The following is a 17,294-nucleotide window of genomic DNA, read 5'->3' as shown; positions in this document are numbered from 1 at the left end:
AGAAAATTAAAACCCTAAATATCAAAGAACGGATTGCCTATGTTCTTTTCTCTCAGCCCGCCAAAGTACTTATATGCGTCTCCAAGCGATTTCCTGACTTGTTCAACAGGAACACCAGAGTCAAGCATTTCTCTATAGCTAATATTAAACTCTTGTTTTAACGTTTGTATCCCAACCACCAGTTAGGGCTCGCCGAGTCCGCTGAACAGCACTAATTCCTGCATGAGGACTTCCAGAAGCTGACCTCAGTAGGGTTGCTGGTGCAGAGTTCCTTTGATATCCATCAATTCTGCGTTTAGCCCATGCATCTTGAATAGGGTGGTGACTCTGAACAAAACCATCAGTTTTGCTATTTGTGTGCCCTACAGCATGGTTCACCCCTGGTGATAAATTACCATGAGGATCCACATCACCTGTTTTATAACCTTTCGGCGAGTTACACGGACTCAACCCCAGCGGATCCACCCACATCAGCGGGTTCGGCGCATACTTGGCCCACTCTACCTGTAGTGCCGGCCAATATCATCGTACTGATATTACCAGGCGTCGCACAGCGACTGCTGGTATTATGCCTCCTACCGTTTCGATCTTTTTCTGCTCTAGAATGAAATTCTAAATTCGCTTATTTTAGCAATAGGCACCACACTATTCCTGTGGCGCCTAATTTTCTTTGAAGCTAGTCTCCCGGCTTCTCCCAATATGGGGTATCCTCTGTAGCTCTCTCTATATCATCCATATCATCATCACCAAGGCTATTATCAAACTTACTGGACAATACCCTTCTGATTTCTGCCAATCTATGTGTAACTTTATTCTTGTCTATGAATTTAGTTGTTTCGCTCTCATACTCCAACCGCTTATCGGCACTAATAACCGGCTCGTTATAATAAAAATGTGCTATATTGCCAAGTGAGATCAATAAATAATTAACTTCCTTGATTATATTAACAGCTTCCTCACCTGTTAGCTTTATTATTTCATTTTCTTTTAACATTTTACTTCCTTTTTGTGACTGTTGGGTTTCTTAGGACTACATCACCTTTCACAGTAAGCTCTTGGGTATGATAGCGAGGATTAGTAATCCACTCTAATTGTGAGTTAGGAACATCGGTCTCAACATAATCCCTTCCTCTCCCAGGTTTAATTTGATATTTATTTTCAGCCTGAACTTGACTCATTGGTTTTTTATTTGCAGGTTCTACATACACTCGACCATTATCCTGGGCTTTTATTACGCCACTTTCTTCAATTGCATTTGAGCCTTTACGATTGGTGTAATGGCGAACACGGGTTGTCTCTTCAGTCTTGCAAGGCTTACTACTCAACCCAAACGGATCCACCCACATCAGCGGATTCGGCGCATACTGATACAGGTTCAACCCGCCGCGCAGCCCGATCGGATCCTGGGTGGTGAAGCGCCCCACCTCCGGCTCGTAGTAACGGAACAGATTATAGTGCAGGCCGCTCTCGTCGTCCTGATACTGCCCGGCGTAGCGCAGCGGTTGATCGTATTGCGCGCCATTGCGCCTGGCCGCGCCCTCTACCGTTTGCCCCTGCAGCTTGCCGAAGGTGTCGTATTGCCCGGACCAGCGCAGTTTGCCCGCCGCATCGGTCACCTCCAGCGGCGCGCTGTTCAGATCCGTGTGGTACCAATATATCTCCGCCGAACGGCTGTCGCCCGCCTGCTCCAGCGCCGCCAACGGGCTCCACGGGCTGGCCGGATCGTAGCTCCAGCTGCGGCGGCCTTTGGTGCAACTAAAAATCTAATGCTTTTACTCTTCCTATGTTTTTCTTTTTAAAGAACCGAACATCTCCTTTTCAAGCTTTTATCTTACATCTCATATTTAATGCTTCTCACTAAAAAGATCCAAAAAAAAGGATCCTTGCGACAGCTTATAGATTACTCTTCTTCAATGCATTCATCGCATATGATAAATATTCCATCAAGCTTATTAAACGCATTTTTCAAGAACTTGTACCTACTTAGTTTTTCTGGATTCTTCCCATTAGTGAAAGATACTTTAATTATCGCACTAAACTCCTTGTTATCTTCTTCTAACCACTCATTCGAGTGAGAAATATAATTATCAGTAATGGTTAACTTGTCCGCATAAAGACCAGTATATGAAAAGTAAACACCAAAATAGGAGCTGTCATGCTCAGAACAAGTTATATCCCATTTATCGTCCAGTAATTTACTTACTTCTTTTTTTGATGTGGTACTGCCATATTTTAAGAAATATAATTTTTTCATAACTTATCCTCCACATTTACCTGGTATTCTAGTTCCCTTCCCTTTAGCCTTAACTTCAGCAGCAGATTCAAAGACCATTGCGTTCACAGGTCTACCTCCTGACATTTTGGATAATTTTTGCAATGTATCATCAATGCCTAATTTCTTCGCCATTTCACTTCCCATATCAATTGGCCCAGTTCGTCCTCCTTTTCCTATTCCCAGCTGTTCTGCTTTCTGATATAAATCAGGATGTGAAATAGCAACGTCAAAATCACTAACGCGGCCAACATCAAATGGTTGTCCTGTAGAGAAACTTACCCCCGATACGGAGCTTCCTTGCATATATGAAACTGTGCCGGGATATCCTAATTTACTCATTCCTGCCTGTAATGCTTCACCGAATTGTTTAAATTGACCGAAACTATTAAAGCCATGCGGAACTCCTTCTCCAGATAACCCAAACGGGTCAATCCATCCATATGGGTTCGGCGCATACTGATACAGGTTCAACCCGCCGTGCAGCCCGATCGGATCCTGGGTGGTAAAGCGCCCTACCTCCGGCTCGTAGTAACGGAACAGATTATAGTGCAGGCCGCTCTCGTCGTCCTGATACTGCCCGGCGTAGCGCAGCGGTTGATCGTATTGCGCGCCATTGCGCCTGGCCGCGCCCGCCACCGTTTGCCCCTGCAGCTTGCCGAAGGTGTCGTATTGCCCGGACCAACGCAGGTTGCCCGCCGCATCGCTCACCTCCAGCGGCGCGCTGTTCAGATCCGTGTGGTACCAGTATATCTCCGCCGAACGGCTGTCGCCCGCCTGCTCCAGCGCCGCCAACGGGCTCCACGGGCTGGCCGGATCGTAGCTCCAGCTGCGGCGGCTGCCGTCTGCCCGCTGCTCCTGCAGCAGCCGGTAACCCTGCCACACAAAGCGCGTAGTCTGCGCCGCTTTCCCCTTGTAGCTGACCGTCTTGCGCGTGCGGCGCCCCAGCGCGTCGTAGTGATACTGCGCGTCGAACTCGCCCTGCGGCCCGCGGCCGCGCGCCTGTATCAGCCGGTTATCGGCGTCGTAACGGTAGAACAATTTCTGCCAATGCATCAGGCGGTTGTCGGCGATCGGCGCCAACGGCAGGTGCGCGTCAATGTCGTTCTGCGGGCGCAGGTAAAAACACCCTGAAGGCCAACTCGATTATTGCTCTTGTGGTTTATTTTTTAAAGAGCGTAAATATATTCAAAAATCTAAAACGACTTTCTTTACTCCTGATATATCAGGTTCTTCCTTATCAATTTCAAGACGATAAATAAAATCTTTCAAATCGTAAGCAGCTAGTGACAATCCTGCAATTACGTGATTTTCATCATATAAAGGATCTGCTTCATGATCCCAGAACCAAATTTGCCCAACCATTTTCCCAGTTAGGCAAAGACATATTTGATTGCCGCCATCTGATGATGCTATAGGCAGCCATTGTTCTCTAAGATCATCCTTATACATTTCAATGAACTCAAAGATATCCCCTCCCCCCCCCTCTGAGTTACTTAATCCATAAAAGTATTCCAGTGAATCATATCCATCTTTACTTGCCCATGGAGACGCTTCAATTCCTTTATAAACGATTAAAGAGTCAAACTCAGCCCCTTGGCTAAAGTTAGCCAGAAAATCACAATATTCCTTCGGCAAAATACCTGAGTACCCTTCAAGTCTTTTTAATAAAGGATTGTCTACCCCATTCGGTAGCTTACTCAGAGCAACACCAAGTTTCTCTAGCTTTTTCAACATTTTTTTCCATTCCTCATATCTGATGCAGACCCTATATGTGGTACGTTCCCATGCAATCCACGAGGTACCAGTATTATCTCTGTATTACTAAGATGGTGTGGCGTTAGTTTATTTTTACGCAATAATTTTTGTGCAGCACTTTGCGTAATTCCCTTTTCTTTAGCTATTGCTTTGTATACCTTAGGAAAATCCTTTTCAGTGCCATCCAGAACATTATTTTCAAAAGTTATGCTTCCTTTTGACCATGGAGAAAAATCTGGCCGCCCATTAGAGAATGGTATTGGCTGATTATTTGTAACGGCATTTACCGCTGGCTTATAAGAATACCAATTACTTTCACCAGGGACGCCGTCCCAATGGCCATTTGTCCTCGGAATTCGAGTTCCAGATAACCCAAACGGGTCAATCCATCCATATGGATTCGGCGCATACTGATACAGGTTCAACCCGCCGCGCAGCCCGATCGGATCCTGGGTGGTAAAGCGCCCCACCTCCGGCTCGTAGTAACGGAACAGATTATAGTGCAGGCCGCTTTCGTCGTCCTGGTACTGCCCGGCGTAGCGCAGCGGTTGATCGTACTGCGCGCCATTGCGCCTGGCCGCGCCCTCTACCGTTTGCCCCTGCAGCTTGCCGAAGGTGTCGTATTGCCCGGACCAGCGCAGGTTGCCCGCCGCATCGCTCACCTCCAGCGGCGCGCTGTTCAGATCCGTGTGGTACCAATATATCTCCGCCGAACGGCTGTCGCCCGCCTGCTCCAGCGCCGCCAACGGGCTCCACGGGCTGGCCGGATCGTAGCTCCAGCTGCGGCGGCTGCCGTCTGCCCGCTGCTCCTGCAGCAGCCGGTAACCCTGCCACACAAAGCGCGTTGTCTGCGCCGCTTTCCCCTTGTAGCTGACCGTCTTGCGCGTGCGGCGCCCCAGCGCGTCGTAGTGATACTGCGCGTCGAACTCGCCCTGCGGCCCGCGGCCGCGCGCCTGTATCAGCCGGTTATCGGCGTCGTAGCGATAGTGCTGCTCATAAATGCCGTTGCGCCGGCTGATCAGGTTGCCCCAGGCGTCGTAACGGTAGAACAACTTCTGCCAATGCGTCAGGCGGTTGTCGGCGACAGGCGCCAGCGGCAGGTGCGTTTCCACGTCGCCGTTGGGGCCTTTTTCCCCCAGCAGGTTATCCGCCATGTCGTACACCAACCGGCTGCCCGGCTTGCCCTGCGCGGGTTCGCGATGCTGCAGCAGGCGGCCTTCGGCGTCGTAGCCGTAGTGCACCTCGCCGCGCAGCGCATCGCTAACGCCGGCCAGCTCGCCGCGCCCGGTATAGCGGAATGCCCGCCACAGCGCGCCGTCTTCCGGCCGGGTCAGCTTGTCGTGGCCGAAGGCGCTGCTTTGCCAGCTGCGGCGCCCCATTTCGTCATAGCGCCGCTGTTGCTGCAGCGCGCCCTGGCTGCGGCCGGTTTCCCGGTGCAGGCGATCGCGGGTGAACTCGCTCACCACCTGCTGGTTGAATTTGATGGCGCTGGCGTGGCCGGAACCGTAATACAGCCACTGCAGGCGATCGCCCTGCGGCAGGGTCAGCGCCTGCAGGTTGGCCAGCGCATCCCACTGGTACTGCAGCTCGCCGTTTACGCCCTGTTCGCTGAGCAGCCGCCCGGCCGCGTCGTAGCGCATGCTGACGCTGTCTTCCTCGATGCCCTGCGTCACCCCAAGCGCCGTCGGGGTGCGGCTCAGCCGGCTCAGCCGCCCCATGGCGTCAAAGCGATAATGCCATTCCGCGCTGGCGTTGCCGCGCCACGCCAGCTGCCCGGCTTCGTCGAAGCGGAAGCGCTGCACGCGCTGCGTCAGTTCGCCGGCGCCGTCAGGCAGGCCGACCTCGCGATGTTCTTCCAGCAATCCCGCCGCGCCGTAGCGATAATAATTGCTGACCTGGTCCGGCCGCTGTTCGGCCAGCACGCGGCCCACGGCGTCGTAGCTGAATCGATATTCGCCGCCGTTGCCGTTTTCCAACCGCGTCAGCCAGCCCTGCGGGCTGTAGTGGTAACGGCGGGTGCGGCCGATGCGGTCGGTCACGCTGCTCGGCAGGCCCAGCGCGTTGTATTGCCAGCGGGTCAGGCTGCCCAACGCATCCTGATGCTCGGCCAGCTGGCCGCGCTCATTCCAGTTGAAGCGCTCTTCGCTGCCGTCCGGCTGGATCAGGCTATGCAGCCGCCCGCCGTGGTCCCATTGGTAGCGGGTCACGTGGCCTTCGGCATCGGTCTGCGCGCTCAGCTGGCCCTGAGAGTCATAGGCGTAGGCGGTCACGCTGCCGGAACAGTCGGTATAGCGCGTCAGCAGCCCGCGCGCGTTCCACTCCAGCTTCACTTCGCCGCCCAGCGCATCGATCACCCGGCTCGGCAGGCTCTCTTCGTCATCCGGGTAGTGATAGAGCGTGGCGTTGTCCAGCGCGTCCACATAGCGGGTCGGCCGGCCCAGCGTATCCCAGTGCTGGCATTCGCGGCTGCCGTCGGGATAGGTGACGGAGAACAACCGGCCGCTGTTGCGGGAATACTGATAGGTCGTTTTGCGGCCGAGCGGGTCGGTTTCACTCAGCAGGCGGCCGTAGGCGTCCCATTCGCTCTGGCGCTGGGCGCCGCCGGGCAGCAGCACGCTGCACAGCTCGCCGTTTTGATAGATAAAACCGTAGCGCCGCTGGTCGAAGTCGGTGAACTGCGCCACGTTGTCGTCGTCATCCAGCTGCCAGTCCGCCCGCTTGCCGTCTTCGCGGGTGGCGCTGCGGCGGCCACCGGCGAAATCGTAGCTGAAGTCCAGCCGTTCGCCGGCGCTGTTGCGATACGCCACCACCCGCGGCACACCCTCAATCTCCTGCCACAGGTATTCGTTCAGCAGCCCGGCGGCGTCCTGGTGGCTGGCCATCAGGCCGTCGCGCCAGCTGAAACGCCGCGTCACCTCGCCGGCGCGGTTGCTCACCGTCACCAGTTGGCCATGCTCATCGTAGCCATAGTGCGCCAGCGGCAGCTCGCCTTCGGCGGTTTGCAGCGCCACCTCGCTCAGGCGACCGTTCAGGTAGCGGCACGCCAGGCGTTGCCCGCCGCTGTCCACCAGTTCGAGCAGCCGGCCGTCGTCGTCGTAAAACAACGAGCTGGCGTTGCCGATGGCGTCGGTGACCATGCTGAGGCGGCTGGGCTGGTCGCCCGCCAGCGGCGGGTAGTGATAAATCTGTTCGCCGACGTCAAACAGCTGCCAGCTGCCGTCGGCGTTGTGCATCAGCCAGCACTTTTCGGCTTCGCAGTAGGTTTTGTGCCCGCGCGCTACCATCGGGAAGGCAACATAGTCACCGGAAGGCGCGCGCCACACCAGGCCGTCCTGCCAGGTCTGCAGGCTGCTCTCCCAGAACAGGCTCCAGCCGCGCCCCAGCACGCTGTCGCCGGGGTTGCCGCTGCGCCAGTAACGTTGCCAGGCCACCGGCAGGCGCGACGGCAGCACGAAATCGAGTTCGTCCTCGCCGTCGAGGAATTTTTGGCCGCTGACGATATCCACCGGCCGGGCGATGATGCCGGCCGCGGCGGTGGCGGTCATCAAGGTGCCAAAACGGCAGGCGACGCGCCCCAGCTTGTTGATGCCGGGCAGCTTGCCGAGCATCTTGCCCAATGCGCCCAGCTTGCCGACGGCGCCGCCCACGCCGCCCACCAGGCCGGCGAACAGCAGCGTCAGGTCGGAAGCCTTGTACAGCCAGTCCGGCACTTCGGGTTTAATCGGCAGCGTGGTCACCGTGCCGCCGCCGATGAACACGTTGGGCGAGCCTTCCATCACCTGCGCGTCGCAGTTGGTTTTATCCCCCACTCGCGCGGCCGGCTGGCCGTTGATGCTGACCTTGTCGGAGCCCTGCGCCATCTGCATGCTCGGGCCGTCGTCGCTGCACGCCACCTGGCTGACGGTGGCGATGGCCGCCGGTTTGCCGTTGATGAAGACGTTGGGCGAACCGGTGACAATCTTGCCCTTCGGCGTCAGGCTGCCGGCCCCGGCGTCGGCAATGCCGTCACGCGCCGCGGTGGCCGCCTCGCCGGTGAGATAGCCCACCGCCAGGCTGGCGCCGATCAACAGCACGCCCACGCCCACGCAGGATGCCGCCAGGCCGGCGACGAACAGCGCGCCCGCCGCCACCGCGCCGGCGGCGGCGATCAGGCCGCCGACGAGGGTGCCGGCGATCATCCCGGCCAGGGCGTGCGAATGCCCGATGGTATCGCCGACGCGCGCCGCTTCGGTCATGGTAAGTTCCTTTTACGCAGGGTCATCATGATTCAGGCCGCCCGATAGCTGTTCAGCACGTGCTGCAGCAGCGCGTCGTCCTGCGGCGTCAGCTTGCGCGCCATCGCCAGGGTAAACACCAGCACCCGGCCATCCGCCTGCGCAAATACCGCCTGGCTTTGCCAGATGCGTTTGCCGTCGCGCAGGTAGCTGGCGCGCACCCATTCTCCGGCCAGCAGGTCACCGCCCAGCATCGCCGGTTCGCGGCTCTTGAACGCCCAGCCCTTCAGGCTTTGGCCCAGCGCTGCCAGCTGACGGCTGACGTAGCCGTCGAGGGCTTCCGCCGGTTGCAACGCATCGCGGGAAATATTGATCGAGGGGGAAACGTCATCGCCGGCCAATAGCACGTTGACGGTGCGGTCGGCATAGCCTTCCGGCAAGGCAACGCTGCCCTCGGTAAAAGCGCAGCGGGAGAGATCGGACATGCGAGGATCCTTTTGCATAAATAATGCTTAAGCATCGCATAACTTAGCCCTGAAATAAAACCGTCATGCCATGCCAATATTGAACGGCGTGACCACGTTCACCCTTGAGAATGCCGGTCCGGCGACTTCGCCCGAAATAAACCCGTGGTATTGCAGAATTATCTGAAAGGTACTGCGCGCATCTCGCTGTAAATCATGGTCGATTACCGCGTCGATTTTCTCCTGCGCCAGCAGCTGGCGATTCTCGCGATCCAGATCGTGGCCGATAAACACCTTTAACGGCCGCCGCAGCCGTTCGAACGCCGCCACGATGGCGGAATTGCCGCCGCCGACGCTGTAGACGGCGTGGATATCCGGGTAACGCCGCAGGGTATCCGTCACCCGCTCCAGCGTTGGCGCGTGCACTCCCAGTCCGCCGCTGATCTCCAGCACCCGCAGCTGCGGCGCTCGCTCCCGCAACCATTGCCGAAAGCCGCTCTCGCGCTCCTCTTCGCCGCGAAAACCCTGGCTGCTGAGCACCACCGCCACCCGCTGCGGCTCCGGCGGCAGCCAGCGCGCCAGCAGATAGGCCGCGGTGCGCCCGGCGGCGCGGTTGTCCATGCCGATATAGCTGATGCGCCGGCTTTGCGGCAGGTCGGTCACCAGCGTCACCACCGGAATGCCCTGCTGCCAAAGCCGGTCGACGGCGTCGTTCAGCCGCTGCTCATCGCTCACCTTGAGGATCACGCCGTAAGAGCCCAGCGTGCGGCAGCGCTCCAGCGTATTCGCCAGTTCTTCGGTGCTCGCCTGCTCGAAAATATGAAAGCGCAGCGTAACGCGAAACGGCGCAAAGCCGCCTAGCTGGCTGCAAAGCGCGTCGCTCACCAGCTGGCTGAAACGCTGCGGCGTATGCAGCACCACGTCGATCGTCAGGGTGCGGCCGCTGGCCAACAGGCTGCGCTGCTGGCTTTCCAAATCCTGCAGCGCCTGCTCGATGCGCCGCAGCGTTTGCGGGTGCACCTTGCCGCGCTGGTGCAGCGCGCGATCCACCGTCGCTTTGCTGACGCCGGCCTGCGCGGCGATCTGCTTGATAGAGAATTTCATTGCGCCTCCGCATGAGGTCTTTTTGAGGTTTTAGTGAGGTTTTGTTAACCAAATGTAGATGCTAGGGTTATCGATAGCAAGACCACACACAAAAACAACCAATTGATTTTTAAAATTAAAAATCAACGGAGGCTAATGCGATGAGTGAAGATGTAAATAAAATGTTTTCCGGTAACTATTACGTCGTGACCGGCGGCACCCAGGGGCTGGGCGCGGCGGTGGCGCAGCTGCTGGCGGAGCGCGGCGCCGCCGGGCTGATGCTGTGCGGGCGTAACCGGCAGGCCGGCGCGGCTCAGGTGGATAAGCTGCGCGCGCTCGGCTGCAACGCCCACTTTATTGCGGCGGACATCGCCGATCCGGCGGCCTGCCGCAAGGTGATCGCCGAGGCGGAGCGCAGCTTCGGCACCTTGCACGGCCTGGTGAACTGCGCCGGCATGTCCGACCGCGGCACCATCCTCGACACCACCCCGGAGCTGTTCGACGCCATCTTCGCCGTTAACATCCGCGCGCCCTTCTTCCTGATGCAGGAAGCGATCAAAGTGATGATCAAACATCGGGTGGCCGGAGCGATCGTTAACATCGTCACCATTACCGCGCACGGCGGCCAGTCGTTCCTCGCGCCGTACGCCGCCTCGAAGGGCGCGCTGATCACCCTGACCAAAAACGTCGCCTTCAGCGCGATGCGCAATCGCATCCGGGTCAACGGCCTCAATATCGGTTGGATGGATACGCCGCACGAAAATGAAATTCAGCGTCAATACCATGACGCCAATGACGACTGGCTGGCGCAGGCCGAGCGGGAACAACCGTTCGGCCGGTTGTTGAAACCGCGGGAGGTGGCGCGAGCGGTGGCGTTTATGCTGTCTGAAGAGTCCGGCATGATGACCGGCGCCGTCGTCGATTTTGACCAGGGGGTGATCGGCTGCGGCGACGGCGGCTCACCGAAACCAGAACGGCCGCTGAGCCTGTAACGGGGGGACCACCATGAATAACACGCTGTTTTTGCACCCGGATCGGCTGTCGGTCAGCGAGTTTGCGGCGTTATGTGAGCAACAGCTAACATTAAGCGATTATCCGCTGGCCGCCGATGCGCAGAAAAAGGTGCTGATTTACCGCGCTCAGACGCTGCTCGACAGCGCCCAAACCGACAAAGTCGCGGTATTCAGCGAACTGCACCGCGCATTGTCCAGCGGCCCCGGCGTGCTGGTGATTAAAAACGCCTACCCGGATCTGGCGGTGATTGCGCGCCATAACCGGGTGTTCGAGGCGATTTTTCAGGCGGAATCCGCCAACGGCGGCGGTGGCGATCACTTCGCCGCCGCCGGCAGCAACGGCCGCATCTGGAACTCGCTGCAGAAAGCGGCGGAACAGGATGCGGACGCCTTTATCGACTACTACGCCAACCCGACGCTGGCGCTGGTGAGCGAGGCCTGGCTTGGCCCCTGGTACCAGATGACGGCGCAGGTCAACGTCGTGCGCCCCGGCGGCAAAGCGCAGCAGCCGCACCGCGATTATCACCTGGGCTTTCAGGAAAACCGCGACGTGCAGCGTTTCCCGCTGCCGCTGCAGCAGCTGTCGCAATATCTGACGCTGCAGGGCGCGGTAGCGCATTCGGCGATGCCGCTGGAGTCCGGCCCAACCCAGCTGCTGCCGTTCTCGCAGCGCTATGCGGGCGGTTACCTGGCCTGGCGCCAACCGGCGTTTATCGACTATTTCCAGCGTCATGCGATCCAGCTGCCGCTGGAACAAGGCGACGCGCTGTTTTTCAACCCGGCGCTGTTCCACGCCGCCGGCGACAACCTCACCGCCGATCGGATGCGCATCGCCAACCTGCTGCAGATCTCGTCGGCATTCGGCAAACCAATGGAGACCGTTAACCGGCTGCGCCTGCTGCAGGCCATCTACCCGGCGCTGCGGCAGCGCCATCGGCAGGGAGGCCTGGGCGAAGCCGGGCTGGCGGCGCTGGTGGCCGCCGCCGCCGACGGGTATTCCTTCCCCACCAACCTCGACAGCGATCCGCCGATCGGCGGGCTGGCGCCGCAGACCCAGCAGCAGCTGTTGCTGCAGGCGCTGGACGAAGACTGGGACGCGCCGCAGTTCACGCAGCAGCTCGAGCGGCAACGGCAGCTGCGCAGCGCCTGACGCCGCGCCGTCGTCTGGCTTTCGGCGGCGGCGCTATTGCGGCTATACTCGGCTCTTGTCCGTTTTCATCAGGAGTTAAGGATGCTGAAATTGACCCGCTGCGCGCTGCTGTTCGGCGCGCTGGCCGCGTTCACCGCCGCGGCCGCCGACCAAACGCCGAAGTACGGCCCCGAGCTGCAGGGCTTCCACTACCCTTACCCGCTGCAGCAATTCAGCTTCAGCTCGCAGGGGCAGCAGTTGAAGATGGGTTACATGGACGTGCCGCCGGAGGGGGAAGCCAACGGCCGCACCGCGGTGCTGATGCACGGCAAAAACTTCTGCGCCGCCACCTGGCAGGACAGCATCAAGGCGCTGAGCAAGGCCGGTTACCGGGTCATTGCGCCGGATCAGATCGGCTTTTGCTCCTCCACCAAGCCGCAGCATTATCAGTACAGCTTCCAGCAGCTGGCGCAAAACACCCGCGACCTGTTGCAAAACCTCAAAATCGGCAAGGCGATAATCGTCGGCCATTCCACCGGCGGCATGCTGGCGACGCGCTACAGCCTGATGTACCCGCAGGCGGTCGAACGGCTGGTGATGGTCAACCCGATCGGGCTGGAAGACTGGAAGGCCAAAGGCGTGCCGTGGCGCAGCGTCGATCAATGGTTCGAGCGCGAGCTGAAAACCTCTGCCGAAGGCATTCGCAGCTATGAGCTGAAGACCTATTACGTCGGGCGCTGGAAACCGGAGTACGATCGCTGGGTGGACATGCTGGCCGGGTTGAACAACGGGCCGGGGCACCGGCTGGTGGCCTGGAATTCGGCGCTGATCTACGACATGATCTTCACCCAGCCGGTGTACTACGAATTCAAAGATCTGCAAACCCCGACCACCCTGATGATCGGCACCGCCGACACCACCGCCATCGGCAGCGACGTCGCCCCGCCGGCGGTCAAGGCGACGCTCGGCCACTACGAGGTGCTGGGCAAACAGGCGGCGAAGCTGATCCCGCACGCCACGCTGGTCGAGTTCCCGGGGCTGGGCCATGCGCCGCAGATGGAACAACCCGAGCGGTTTAACCAGGCGCTGCTCAAGGCGCTGCGGCCTTAGCCGACGGATTGGCGATGCCGGCCCGCCGCGGCTAAACTTTGAGCAGCGATTGCACTGCAGGAGACAGCCATGCGACACATTATCGTCGGCGCGTTCATCAGCCTTGACGGAGTTATGCAGGCGCCGGGCGGACCGGAAGAAGACCTCACCGGCGGTTTCCGCTTCGGCGGCTGGACGGTGCCCTATTGGGACGACGCCATCGCCGAAGCCATGGGCGAGACCTTTGCCCAGCCCTTCGATTTGCTGTTGGGCCGCCGCACCTACGACATTTTCGCCGCCTACTGGCCGCATATCGCCACCGAGCCCGACGCGGAAGGCTTCGAGCGGCTCACCGCCGATATCGCCAGGACCTTCAATCAGGCGACCAAATACGTCGCCACCCATCACGGCGAGACGCTGGGGTGGCAAAACAGCCAGTGGCTGGGGCGGGACATCGTCGCCCGCCTGCACGAGCTGAAAAACGGCCAGGGGCCGGCGTTGTTGGTTCAGGGCAGCAGCGAGCTGGTCCAGCTGTTGCTGGCGCACGATCTGGTGGACGAGCTGCGCCTGCTGACCTACCCGCTGATGCTCGGCGGCGGCAAGCGGCTGTTTGGCGACGACGCGGCGCCGGCGGCCTTCAGGCTGGCCCGCTCCATCGTCTCGCCCACCGGCGTGATCCTCGCGCACTATCGGCGCGACGGCGATGTCGCCACCGGCTCCTTTGCGCTGGAAACCGCAGAGGTTGAACAGTGAAGTGACAAAAGGGCCGAATGGCCCTTTTTCTGATTCTTATCAGCCGATCAGGCAAACAAAATATCGCTCTGCTCCACCTGCCCGACCACCTGGATCTTGAAGTCGGCGGCATAGCCGTGGTTTTGGGTGTTCAGCAGCAGATCGGTGGTGCCGCTGAAGGCGTCGAAGTTGAGCTGGATCTCCCCTGACCGGCCGCTGAATCCGCTGTCGGCGTCGATAAAGCGCAGCTCGCTCAGGCTATCGTTGAAGCGCAGACCGGAGAGATCGATCTTGTCGATGCCGTGTTCGAAATCCTCAATCACGTCGAACGCCGTCGGGGTGGACTCTTTGGCGCTGAGATAAACAAAATAATCGGTGAAGTTATTGGCGTCTTTGCCGCCCCACAAATGATCGGCGCCCAGCCCGCCGTACAGCACGTCGGAACCGGCGTTGCCCGCCAGCAGGTTGTCCTGATCGTTGCCGATAATCACGTCGCGGCCGCTGCCGCCAATGGCGTTCTCGACGATCGCGCCGCGGGCGATGGCCACGTTCTGCTCACCGCCGCCCACGCTGGAAAAGGCGCCGTCGTTCAGATTGATCGTCTGCTGTTGGCCGTAGCCGGAGAAATCCAGCGTGTCGTTGCCGCCGGCGTCCCACACCGCAAAGTTGACCGGCTGGCCGTTATCCGCCGTCGCCGTCAGAAAATCGCGCCCGGTGTTGGAATTGAAGCCATAGACGGTATCGCCGGTGCGGGTGCTCATATTGGCGCCGTACAGTTTCTGGATGGCGGCGATGTCATCGACCATCGGGCCGTAGCCGTAGACCCCTTTGGCGTCCGCGCCGGTGTAGGAGGCGTCGAAATAGCTCATGATCGAGTACTGCAGCGAGTCCTGGTAGTACTCGGCGTCATGTTGGTAACTCGGGTTGCCCCGCGCTGCGTCGTAGGCCCCCGGGTGCGACAACCCCAGCGCATGCCCCAGTTCGTGGGTAAACGTCTGGCTGCTGAAGTCGCCGGAAACCGGTGCCTGGTGGGTGGCGAAGTTCTTGTTGAACCACACCGTGCCGGCGTCGCTGTTATCCGCGCCGGGCCGTGAAGTGGGCGGATAGTAGGCATAGGCGTTGATGGCTTTCTCACCGCTGCCTGCCGCCACGCTGCCGTCGGCGCGCAGGGTAAAGTAGGCGAAGGTGATGTCCGCCCGGTGATTGAGATCGGTCGACGGCGCTTCGGTAAAGGTGACGTTCGCCACGTCGGCCCAGGCCTGCATCGATTTCAGCGCCTGCGCCTGCGCCGCCTGGGTCAACGGCTGTAGCCCCTTGTCGCCGTCGCCGGTCTGGCCGATGCGGTCTAGCGCGCTTTGCGTCAGAAACGAGTAGGTCAAATCCACCGACTGGTGATCAACCCGATCGCCGTTATGCGTCAGGCCGCTGCGCGTCAGCTGATCGGCGGCGCGGTCGAAACCGTAGTTGTCGCGGTTTTTGCCGAGGTTAGCGATCGGTTCGCCGCCGCGCTGGTTGCTGTAAAGGTTGGCGTTGCCCAGCGTCAGCACCGCGCCGTAGCCGAAGCCGTCGTAGATGCTGCCGGGCTGGTGATAGTAGAACCGATCGTTATGATCGTCGGGGGATGTGGCGGCCAGGCTGGTGAACTCATCATCATCTTGCAAAATGTCATGCTGGTTACGGCTCATTGCATTCTCCTTGTACACAACGGAACCCACGGGATCGGTAAGACTATTCATCAGTACCTCTAATGCAAGCTTGCGCTTACGGATGTCCAGTATAGTCAGCGGGCCAGGAAATGCGGCTGCAGCGCCGGGAGTACAAGGTTAAAATTCGCTGGCCGGCTCGAAATAAACTGCCGACACGACAATGAATTAATAAGAGTACATTAACAAAAATCTGATAATGGCTCGTTTTTCAGCCGCGTTTTCTCAATGTTCACTCAGAATAAACGAGGTTTAAAATGGCCTGCCCTTCGCTCACCGGCGCCCCGGTAACGTGCTAAGGTGTGTACGGATAGCCGAAAGGAGTGACCGATGCCGACCTTTTTCCCTGCGCGCGCGTTACGCCGCGCCACCCTGACAGGAGTCGTTATGAGCTTATTGTGCAGCAGTGCGCTGGGCAGTTCACTGCCGTTGCCGGAACCTTCCGCGCTGAAAGGCCATTGGCGGCTGAGCGCCATCGACGGCGGCGGCGTAGCCTGCGACGTCGAGCTGAGCGACGAAAAAGTGGCGGACACCAACGCCTATCGCTTCAGCGCTTCGCCGCAGTGCCTGCAGCCGCTGGCGCTGAAAGAAGCGCCGGTCGCCTGGCGGCCGACGCCGGACGGCATGACGCTGACCAACGCCGACGGCGGCATGGTGGCGTTTCTGGCGCTGACCGCGCCAAAACGCTATGAATTGGTCGACCGCAACGGCCCTTCACGCTTTATGCTGACCCCGCGCTAACGGCGCTCAGGCCATCAGCAGCCCGAGCGCGGCGCCGCCGGCCAACACCCACAGCGGGTGAATGCGCTTGCTCATGCTCAGCGCGGTGGCCAGCGCAACGATCGCCGCCAGCGGCCAGTTGGGCGCCGAGGCTTCGGCGATCAACACCCCGCTGGCCGCCACCAGCCCAACGGTCAGCGGCACCAGCCCGGCCTGTACGATGCGCCGCCACGGCCGATCCTTGAAGCGCCGCCAGGCGCCCATCACCAACAGCGTGACGATCGAAGACGGCCCGAATTTGGCGACTGAAGACACCAGCAGCCCCGCCCAACCGGCGACGTGCCAGCCGACCAGCGGCACGATCATCATGTTCGGCCCCGGCACGGCCTGCGCCATGGCGAACAGCGCGCTGAACTCCCGGGCGCTCATCCACTGATGCACCTCCACCACCTGCCGCTGCATCTCCGGCAGTATGGTCATGCCGCCGCCGAACGCCAGCAGCGAAAGCTCGGTGAAAATCATCGCCAGCGCGATCAGTACGCCGATCATGACGGCATCCGCCACATCAGCAGAATGCTCAGCGGCGCCAGCACCAGCATGGTCGGCAGCAGCGGCAAGCGCAGCCAGGCGATGGCGACCAATGCCAGCGCGACAACCGCCAACGCCGGCCATTTACCGCGCAGCGGCAGCAGCATTTTCAGCCCGGTGGACAGCAGCAGCCCGGCCGCCGCCGCCGCCAAGCCGGCAAAAACGTGCTGGACATGCGGGTCGTCCTGAAAGCGGGCGTACACCATGCCCAACCCCACCACGATCGCCGTCGGCGCGCTGATCAGCCCGAGCAAGGCGCACAGCGCGCCGCGCAGGCCGCGGAACTCCATGCCCACCGCCACCGACAGGTTGATCACATTGCCGCCGGGCAGAAACTGGCACAGCCCGAGCAGCTCGGTAAACTGTTCGCCGCTCAGCCAGCGCCGTTGCTCCACCAGCATGCTGCGCGCCAGCGGCAGCACGCCGCCAAAGCCAATCAGGCCCAGCCACAAAAAACCCAAAAACAGCTCGCCGTTGCCCGGCTTGCCCTGCGGGCGGTTGTTTAACGCATTCGCATCAGACATTGCAG

Annotated in this window: 16 protein-coding genes and 2 pseudogenes; 5 read left to right on the top strand and 13 right to left on the bottom strand. The window is 59.7% G+C overall.

Going from position 1 to position 17,294, the window contains the following annotated elements:
- Nucleotides 1-14 precede the first annotated feature (14 nt).
- The 10 genes and pseudogenes from CKW09_RS24945 to CKW09_RS12020 form a co-directional block, all read right to left on the bottom strand.
- Nucleotides 15-128, bottom strand: a complete 114-nt coding sequence (locus CKW09_RS24945) for a hypothetical protein (protein WP_261151421.1) — start codon at nucleotides 126-128, stop codon at nucleotides 15-17.
- 16 nt (nucleotides 129-144) lie between these two features.
- Nucleotides 145-471, bottom strand: a complete 327-nt coding sequence (locus CKW09_RS12060; RefSeq protein WP_255211540.1) for a hypothetical protein — start codon at nucleotides 469-471, stop codon at nucleotides 145-147.
- A 205-nt stretch (nucleotides 472-676) separates the two neighbouring features.
- Nucleotides 677-994 carry a hypothetical protein gene (locus CKW09_RS12055; protein ID WP_061795364.1) on the bottom strand — a complete coding sequence of 106 codons (318 nt, stop codon included), beginning with the start codon at nucleotides 992-994 and terminating at the stop codon, nucleotides 677-679.
- A gap of 1 nt (nucleotide 995) precedes the next feature.
- Nucleotides 996-1,742 (bottom strand): annotated as a pseudogene (locus CKW09_RS12050) (RHS repeat-associated core domain-containing protein); the annotation flags it as partial.
- 158 nt (nucleotides 1,743-1,900) lie between these two features.
- Complete coding sequence (locus CKW09_RS12045; RefSeq protein ID WP_061800794.1) at nucleotides 1,901-2,254, bottom strand: hypothetical protein; 354 nt, start codon at nucleotides 2,252-2,254, stop codon at nucleotides 1,901-1,903.
- 3 nt (nucleotides 2,255-2,257) lie between these two features.
- Nucleotides 2,258-3,379, bottom strand: a pseudogene (locus CKW09_RS12040) (RHS repeat domain-containing protein); the annotation flags it as partial.
- An 81-nt stretch (nucleotides 3,380-3,460) separates the two neighbouring features.
- Nucleotides 3,461-4,009 carry an SMI1/KNR4 family protein gene (locus CKW09_RS12035; protein ID WP_095097438.1) on the bottom strand — a complete coding sequence of 183 codons (549 nt, stop codon included), beginning with the start codon at nucleotides 4,007-4,009 and terminating at the stop codon, nucleotides 3,461-3,463.
- Complete coding sequence (locus CKW09_RS12030) at nucleotides 4,003-8,265, bottom strand: RHS repeat-associated core domain-containing protein (RefSeq protein WP_167387244.1); 4,263 nt, start codon at nucleotides 8,263-8,265, stop codon at nucleotides 4,003-4,005. The genes CKW09_RS12035 and CKW09_RS12030 overlap by 7 nt, the downstream gene beginning before the upstream one ends.
- A gap of 32 nt (nucleotides 8,266-8,297) precedes the next feature.
- Nucleotides 8,298-8,729, bottom strand: a complete 432-nt coding sequence (locus tag CKW09_RS12025) for a DcrB-related protein (protein ID WP_095097435.1) — start codon at nucleotides 8,727-8,729, stop codon at nucleotides 8,298-8,300.
- A 63-nt stretch (nucleotides 8,730-8,792) separates the two neighbouring features.
- Entirely contained in the window at nucleotides 8,793-9,812 is a 1,020-nt protein-coding gene (locus CKW09_RS12020) for a LacI family DNA-binding transcriptional regulator (protein WP_095097432.1), read from the bottom strand.
- Between the two features lie 140 nt (nucleotides 9,813-9,952).
- Here CKW09_RS12020 and CKW09_RS12015 point away from each other — a divergent pair, with 140 nt between their 5' ends.
- From CKW09_RS12015 to CKW09_RS12000, 4 genes are all read left to right on the top strand, one after another.
- Nucleotides 9,953-10,783 (top strand): SDR family oxidoreductase, encoded by an 831-nt coding sequence (locus CKW09_RS12015; RefSeq protein WP_061795675.1) that lies wholly within the window; start codon nucleotides 9,953-9,955, stop codon nucleotides 10,781-10,783.
- Between the two features lie 13 nt (nucleotides 10,784-10,796).
- Nucleotides 10,797-11,954 carry a phytanoyl-CoA dioxygenase family protein gene (locus tag CKW09_RS12010; protein ID WP_095097429.1) on the top strand — a complete coding sequence of 386 codons (1,158 nt, stop codon included), beginning with the start codon at nucleotides 10,797-10,799 and terminating at the stop codon, nucleotides 11,952-11,954.
- Between the two features lie 81 nt (nucleotides 11,955-12,035).
- Nucleotides 12,036-13,043 (top strand): alpha/beta fold hydrolase, encoded by a 1,008-nt coding sequence (locus CKW09_RS12005; protein ID WP_061795673.1) that lies wholly within the window; start codon nucleotides 12,036-12,038, stop codon nucleotides 13,041-13,043.
- 69 nt (nucleotides 13,044-13,112) lie between these two features.
- Nucleotides 13,113-13,775, top strand: coding sequence for a dihydrofolate reductase family protein (locus CKW09_RS12000; RefSeq protein WP_095097426.1), 663 nt, complete (start codon nucleotides 13,113-13,115; stop codon nucleotides 13,773-13,775).
- Between the two features lie 47 nt (nucleotides 13,776-13,822).
- Here CKW09_RS12000 and CKW09_RS11995 read toward each other — a convergent pair whose 3' ends face one another.
- Nucleotides 13,823-15,439, bottom strand: a complete 1,617-nt coding sequence (locus CKW09_RS11995) for a serralysin family metalloprotease (RefSeq protein ID WP_095097423.1) — start codon at nucleotides 15,437-15,439, stop codon at nucleotides 13,823-13,825.
- Nucleotides 15,440-15,844: 405 nt separating this feature from the next.
- Here CKW09_RS11995 and CKW09_RS11990 point away from each other — a divergent pair, with 405 nt between their 5' ends.
- Nucleotides 15,845-16,198 (top strand): protease inhibitor Inh/omp19 family protein, encoded by a 354-nt coding sequence (locus tag CKW09_RS11990; RefSeq protein WP_061795671.1) that lies wholly within the window; start codon nucleotides 15,845-15,847, stop codon nucleotides 16,196-16,198.
- 6 nt (nucleotides 16,199-16,204) lie between these two features.
- On the opposite strand, the gene CKW09_RS11985 is transcribed toward CKW09_RS11990, so the two are convergent.
- Nucleotides 16,205-16,726: a chromate transporter gene (locus CKW09_RS11985; RefSeq protein ID WP_095097420.1), complete on the bottom strand. Its 522-nt coding sequence runs from the start codon at nucleotides 16,724-16,726 to the stop codon at nucleotides 16,205-16,207.
- Nucleotides 16,723-17,289, bottom strand: coding sequence for a chromate transporter (locus CKW09_RS11980; RefSeq protein WP_095097417.1), 567 nt, complete (start codon nucleotides 17,287-17,289; stop codon nucleotides 16,723-16,725). Before CKW09_RS11980 ends, CKW09_RS11985 begins: the two co-directional genes overlap by 4 nt.
- Nucleotides 17,290-17,294 lie beyond the last annotated feature (5 nt).

This window comes from Serratia ficaria (assembly GCF_900187015.1).
GTDB classification, from domain to species: Bacteria; Pseudomonadota; Gammaproteobacteria; order Enterobacterales; family Enterobacteriaceae; genus Serratia; species Serratia ficaria.
The sequence above is the reverse complement of the archived record's forward strand: the minus strand, read 5'-3'. Positions and strand labels throughout refer to the sequence as shown.

What these genes read in the sequence shown, in the direction of transcription:
- CKW09_RS24945 (WP_261151421.1), bottom strand. Translation starts at nt 128, where the DNA reads ATGCTTGACTCTGGTGTTCCTGTTGAACAAGTCAGGAAATCGCTTGGA.
- CKW09_RS12010 (WP_095097429.1), top strand. Translation starts at nt 10,797, where the DNA reads ATGAATAACACGCTGTTTTTGCACCCGGATCGGCTGTCGGTCAGCGAG.
- CKW09_RS12015 (WP_061795675.1), top strand. Translation starts at nt 9,953, where the DNA reads ATGAGTGAAGATGTAAATAAAATGTTTTCCGGTAACTATTACGTCGTG.
- CKW09_RS11995 (WP_095097423.1), bottom strand. Translation starts at nt 15,439, where the DNA reads ATGAGCCGTAACCAGCATGACATTTTGCAAGATGATGATGAGTTCACC.
- CKW09_RS12025 (WP_095097435.1), bottom strand. Translation starts at nt 8,729, where the DNA reads ATGTCCGATCTCTCCCGCTGCGCTTTTACCGAGGGCAGCGTTGCCTTG.
- CKW09_RS12030 (WP_167387244.1), bottom strand. Translation starts at nt 8,265, where the DNA reads ATGACCGAAGCGGCGCGCGTCGGCGATACCATCGGGCATTCGCACGCC.
- CKW09_RS12000 (WP_095097426.1), top strand. Translation starts at nt 13,113, where the DNA reads ATGCGACACATTATCGTCGGCGCGTTCATCAGCCTTGACGGAGTTATG.
- CKW09_RS12045 (WP_061800794.1), bottom strand. Translation starts at nt 2,254, where the DNA reads ATGAAAAAATTATATTTCTTAAAATATGGCAGTACCACATCAAAAAAA.
- CKW09_RS11985 (WP_095097420.1), bottom strand. Translation starts at nt 16,726, where the DNA reads ATGATCGGCGTACTGATCGCGCTGGCGATGATTTTCACCGAGCTTTCG.
- CKW09_RS12060 (WP_255211540.1), bottom strand. Translation starts at nt 471, where the DNA reads ATGTGGGTGGATCCGCTGGGGTTGAGTCCGTGTAACTCGCCGAAAGGT.
- CKW09_RS12055 (WP_061795364.1), bottom strand. Translation starts at nt 994, where the DNA reads ATGTTAAAAGAAAATGAAATAATAAAGCTAACAGGTGAGGAAGCTGTT.
- CKW09_RS11990 (WP_061795671.1), top strand. Translation starts at nt 15,845, where the DNA reads ATGAGCTTATTGTGCAGCAGTGCGCTGGGCAGTTCACTGCCGTTGCCG.
- CKW09_RS12020 (WP_095097432.1), bottom strand. Translation starts at nt 9,812, where the DNA reads ATGAAATTCTCTATCAAGCAGATCGCCGCGCAGGCCGGCGTCAGCAAA.
- CKW09_RS12005 (WP_061795673.1), top strand. Translation starts at nt 12,036, where the DNA reads ATGCTGAAATTGACCCGCTGCGCGCTGCTGTTCGGCGCGCTGGCCGCG.
- CKW09_RS12035 (WP_095097438.1), bottom strand. Translation starts at nt 4,009, where the DNA reads ATGTTGAAAAAGCTAGAGAAACTTGGTGTTGCTCTGAGTAAGCTACCG.
- CKW09_RS11980 (WP_095097417.1), bottom strand. Translation starts at nt 17,289, where the DNA reads ATGTCTGATGCGAATGCGTTAAACAACCGCCCGCAGGGCAAGCCGGGC.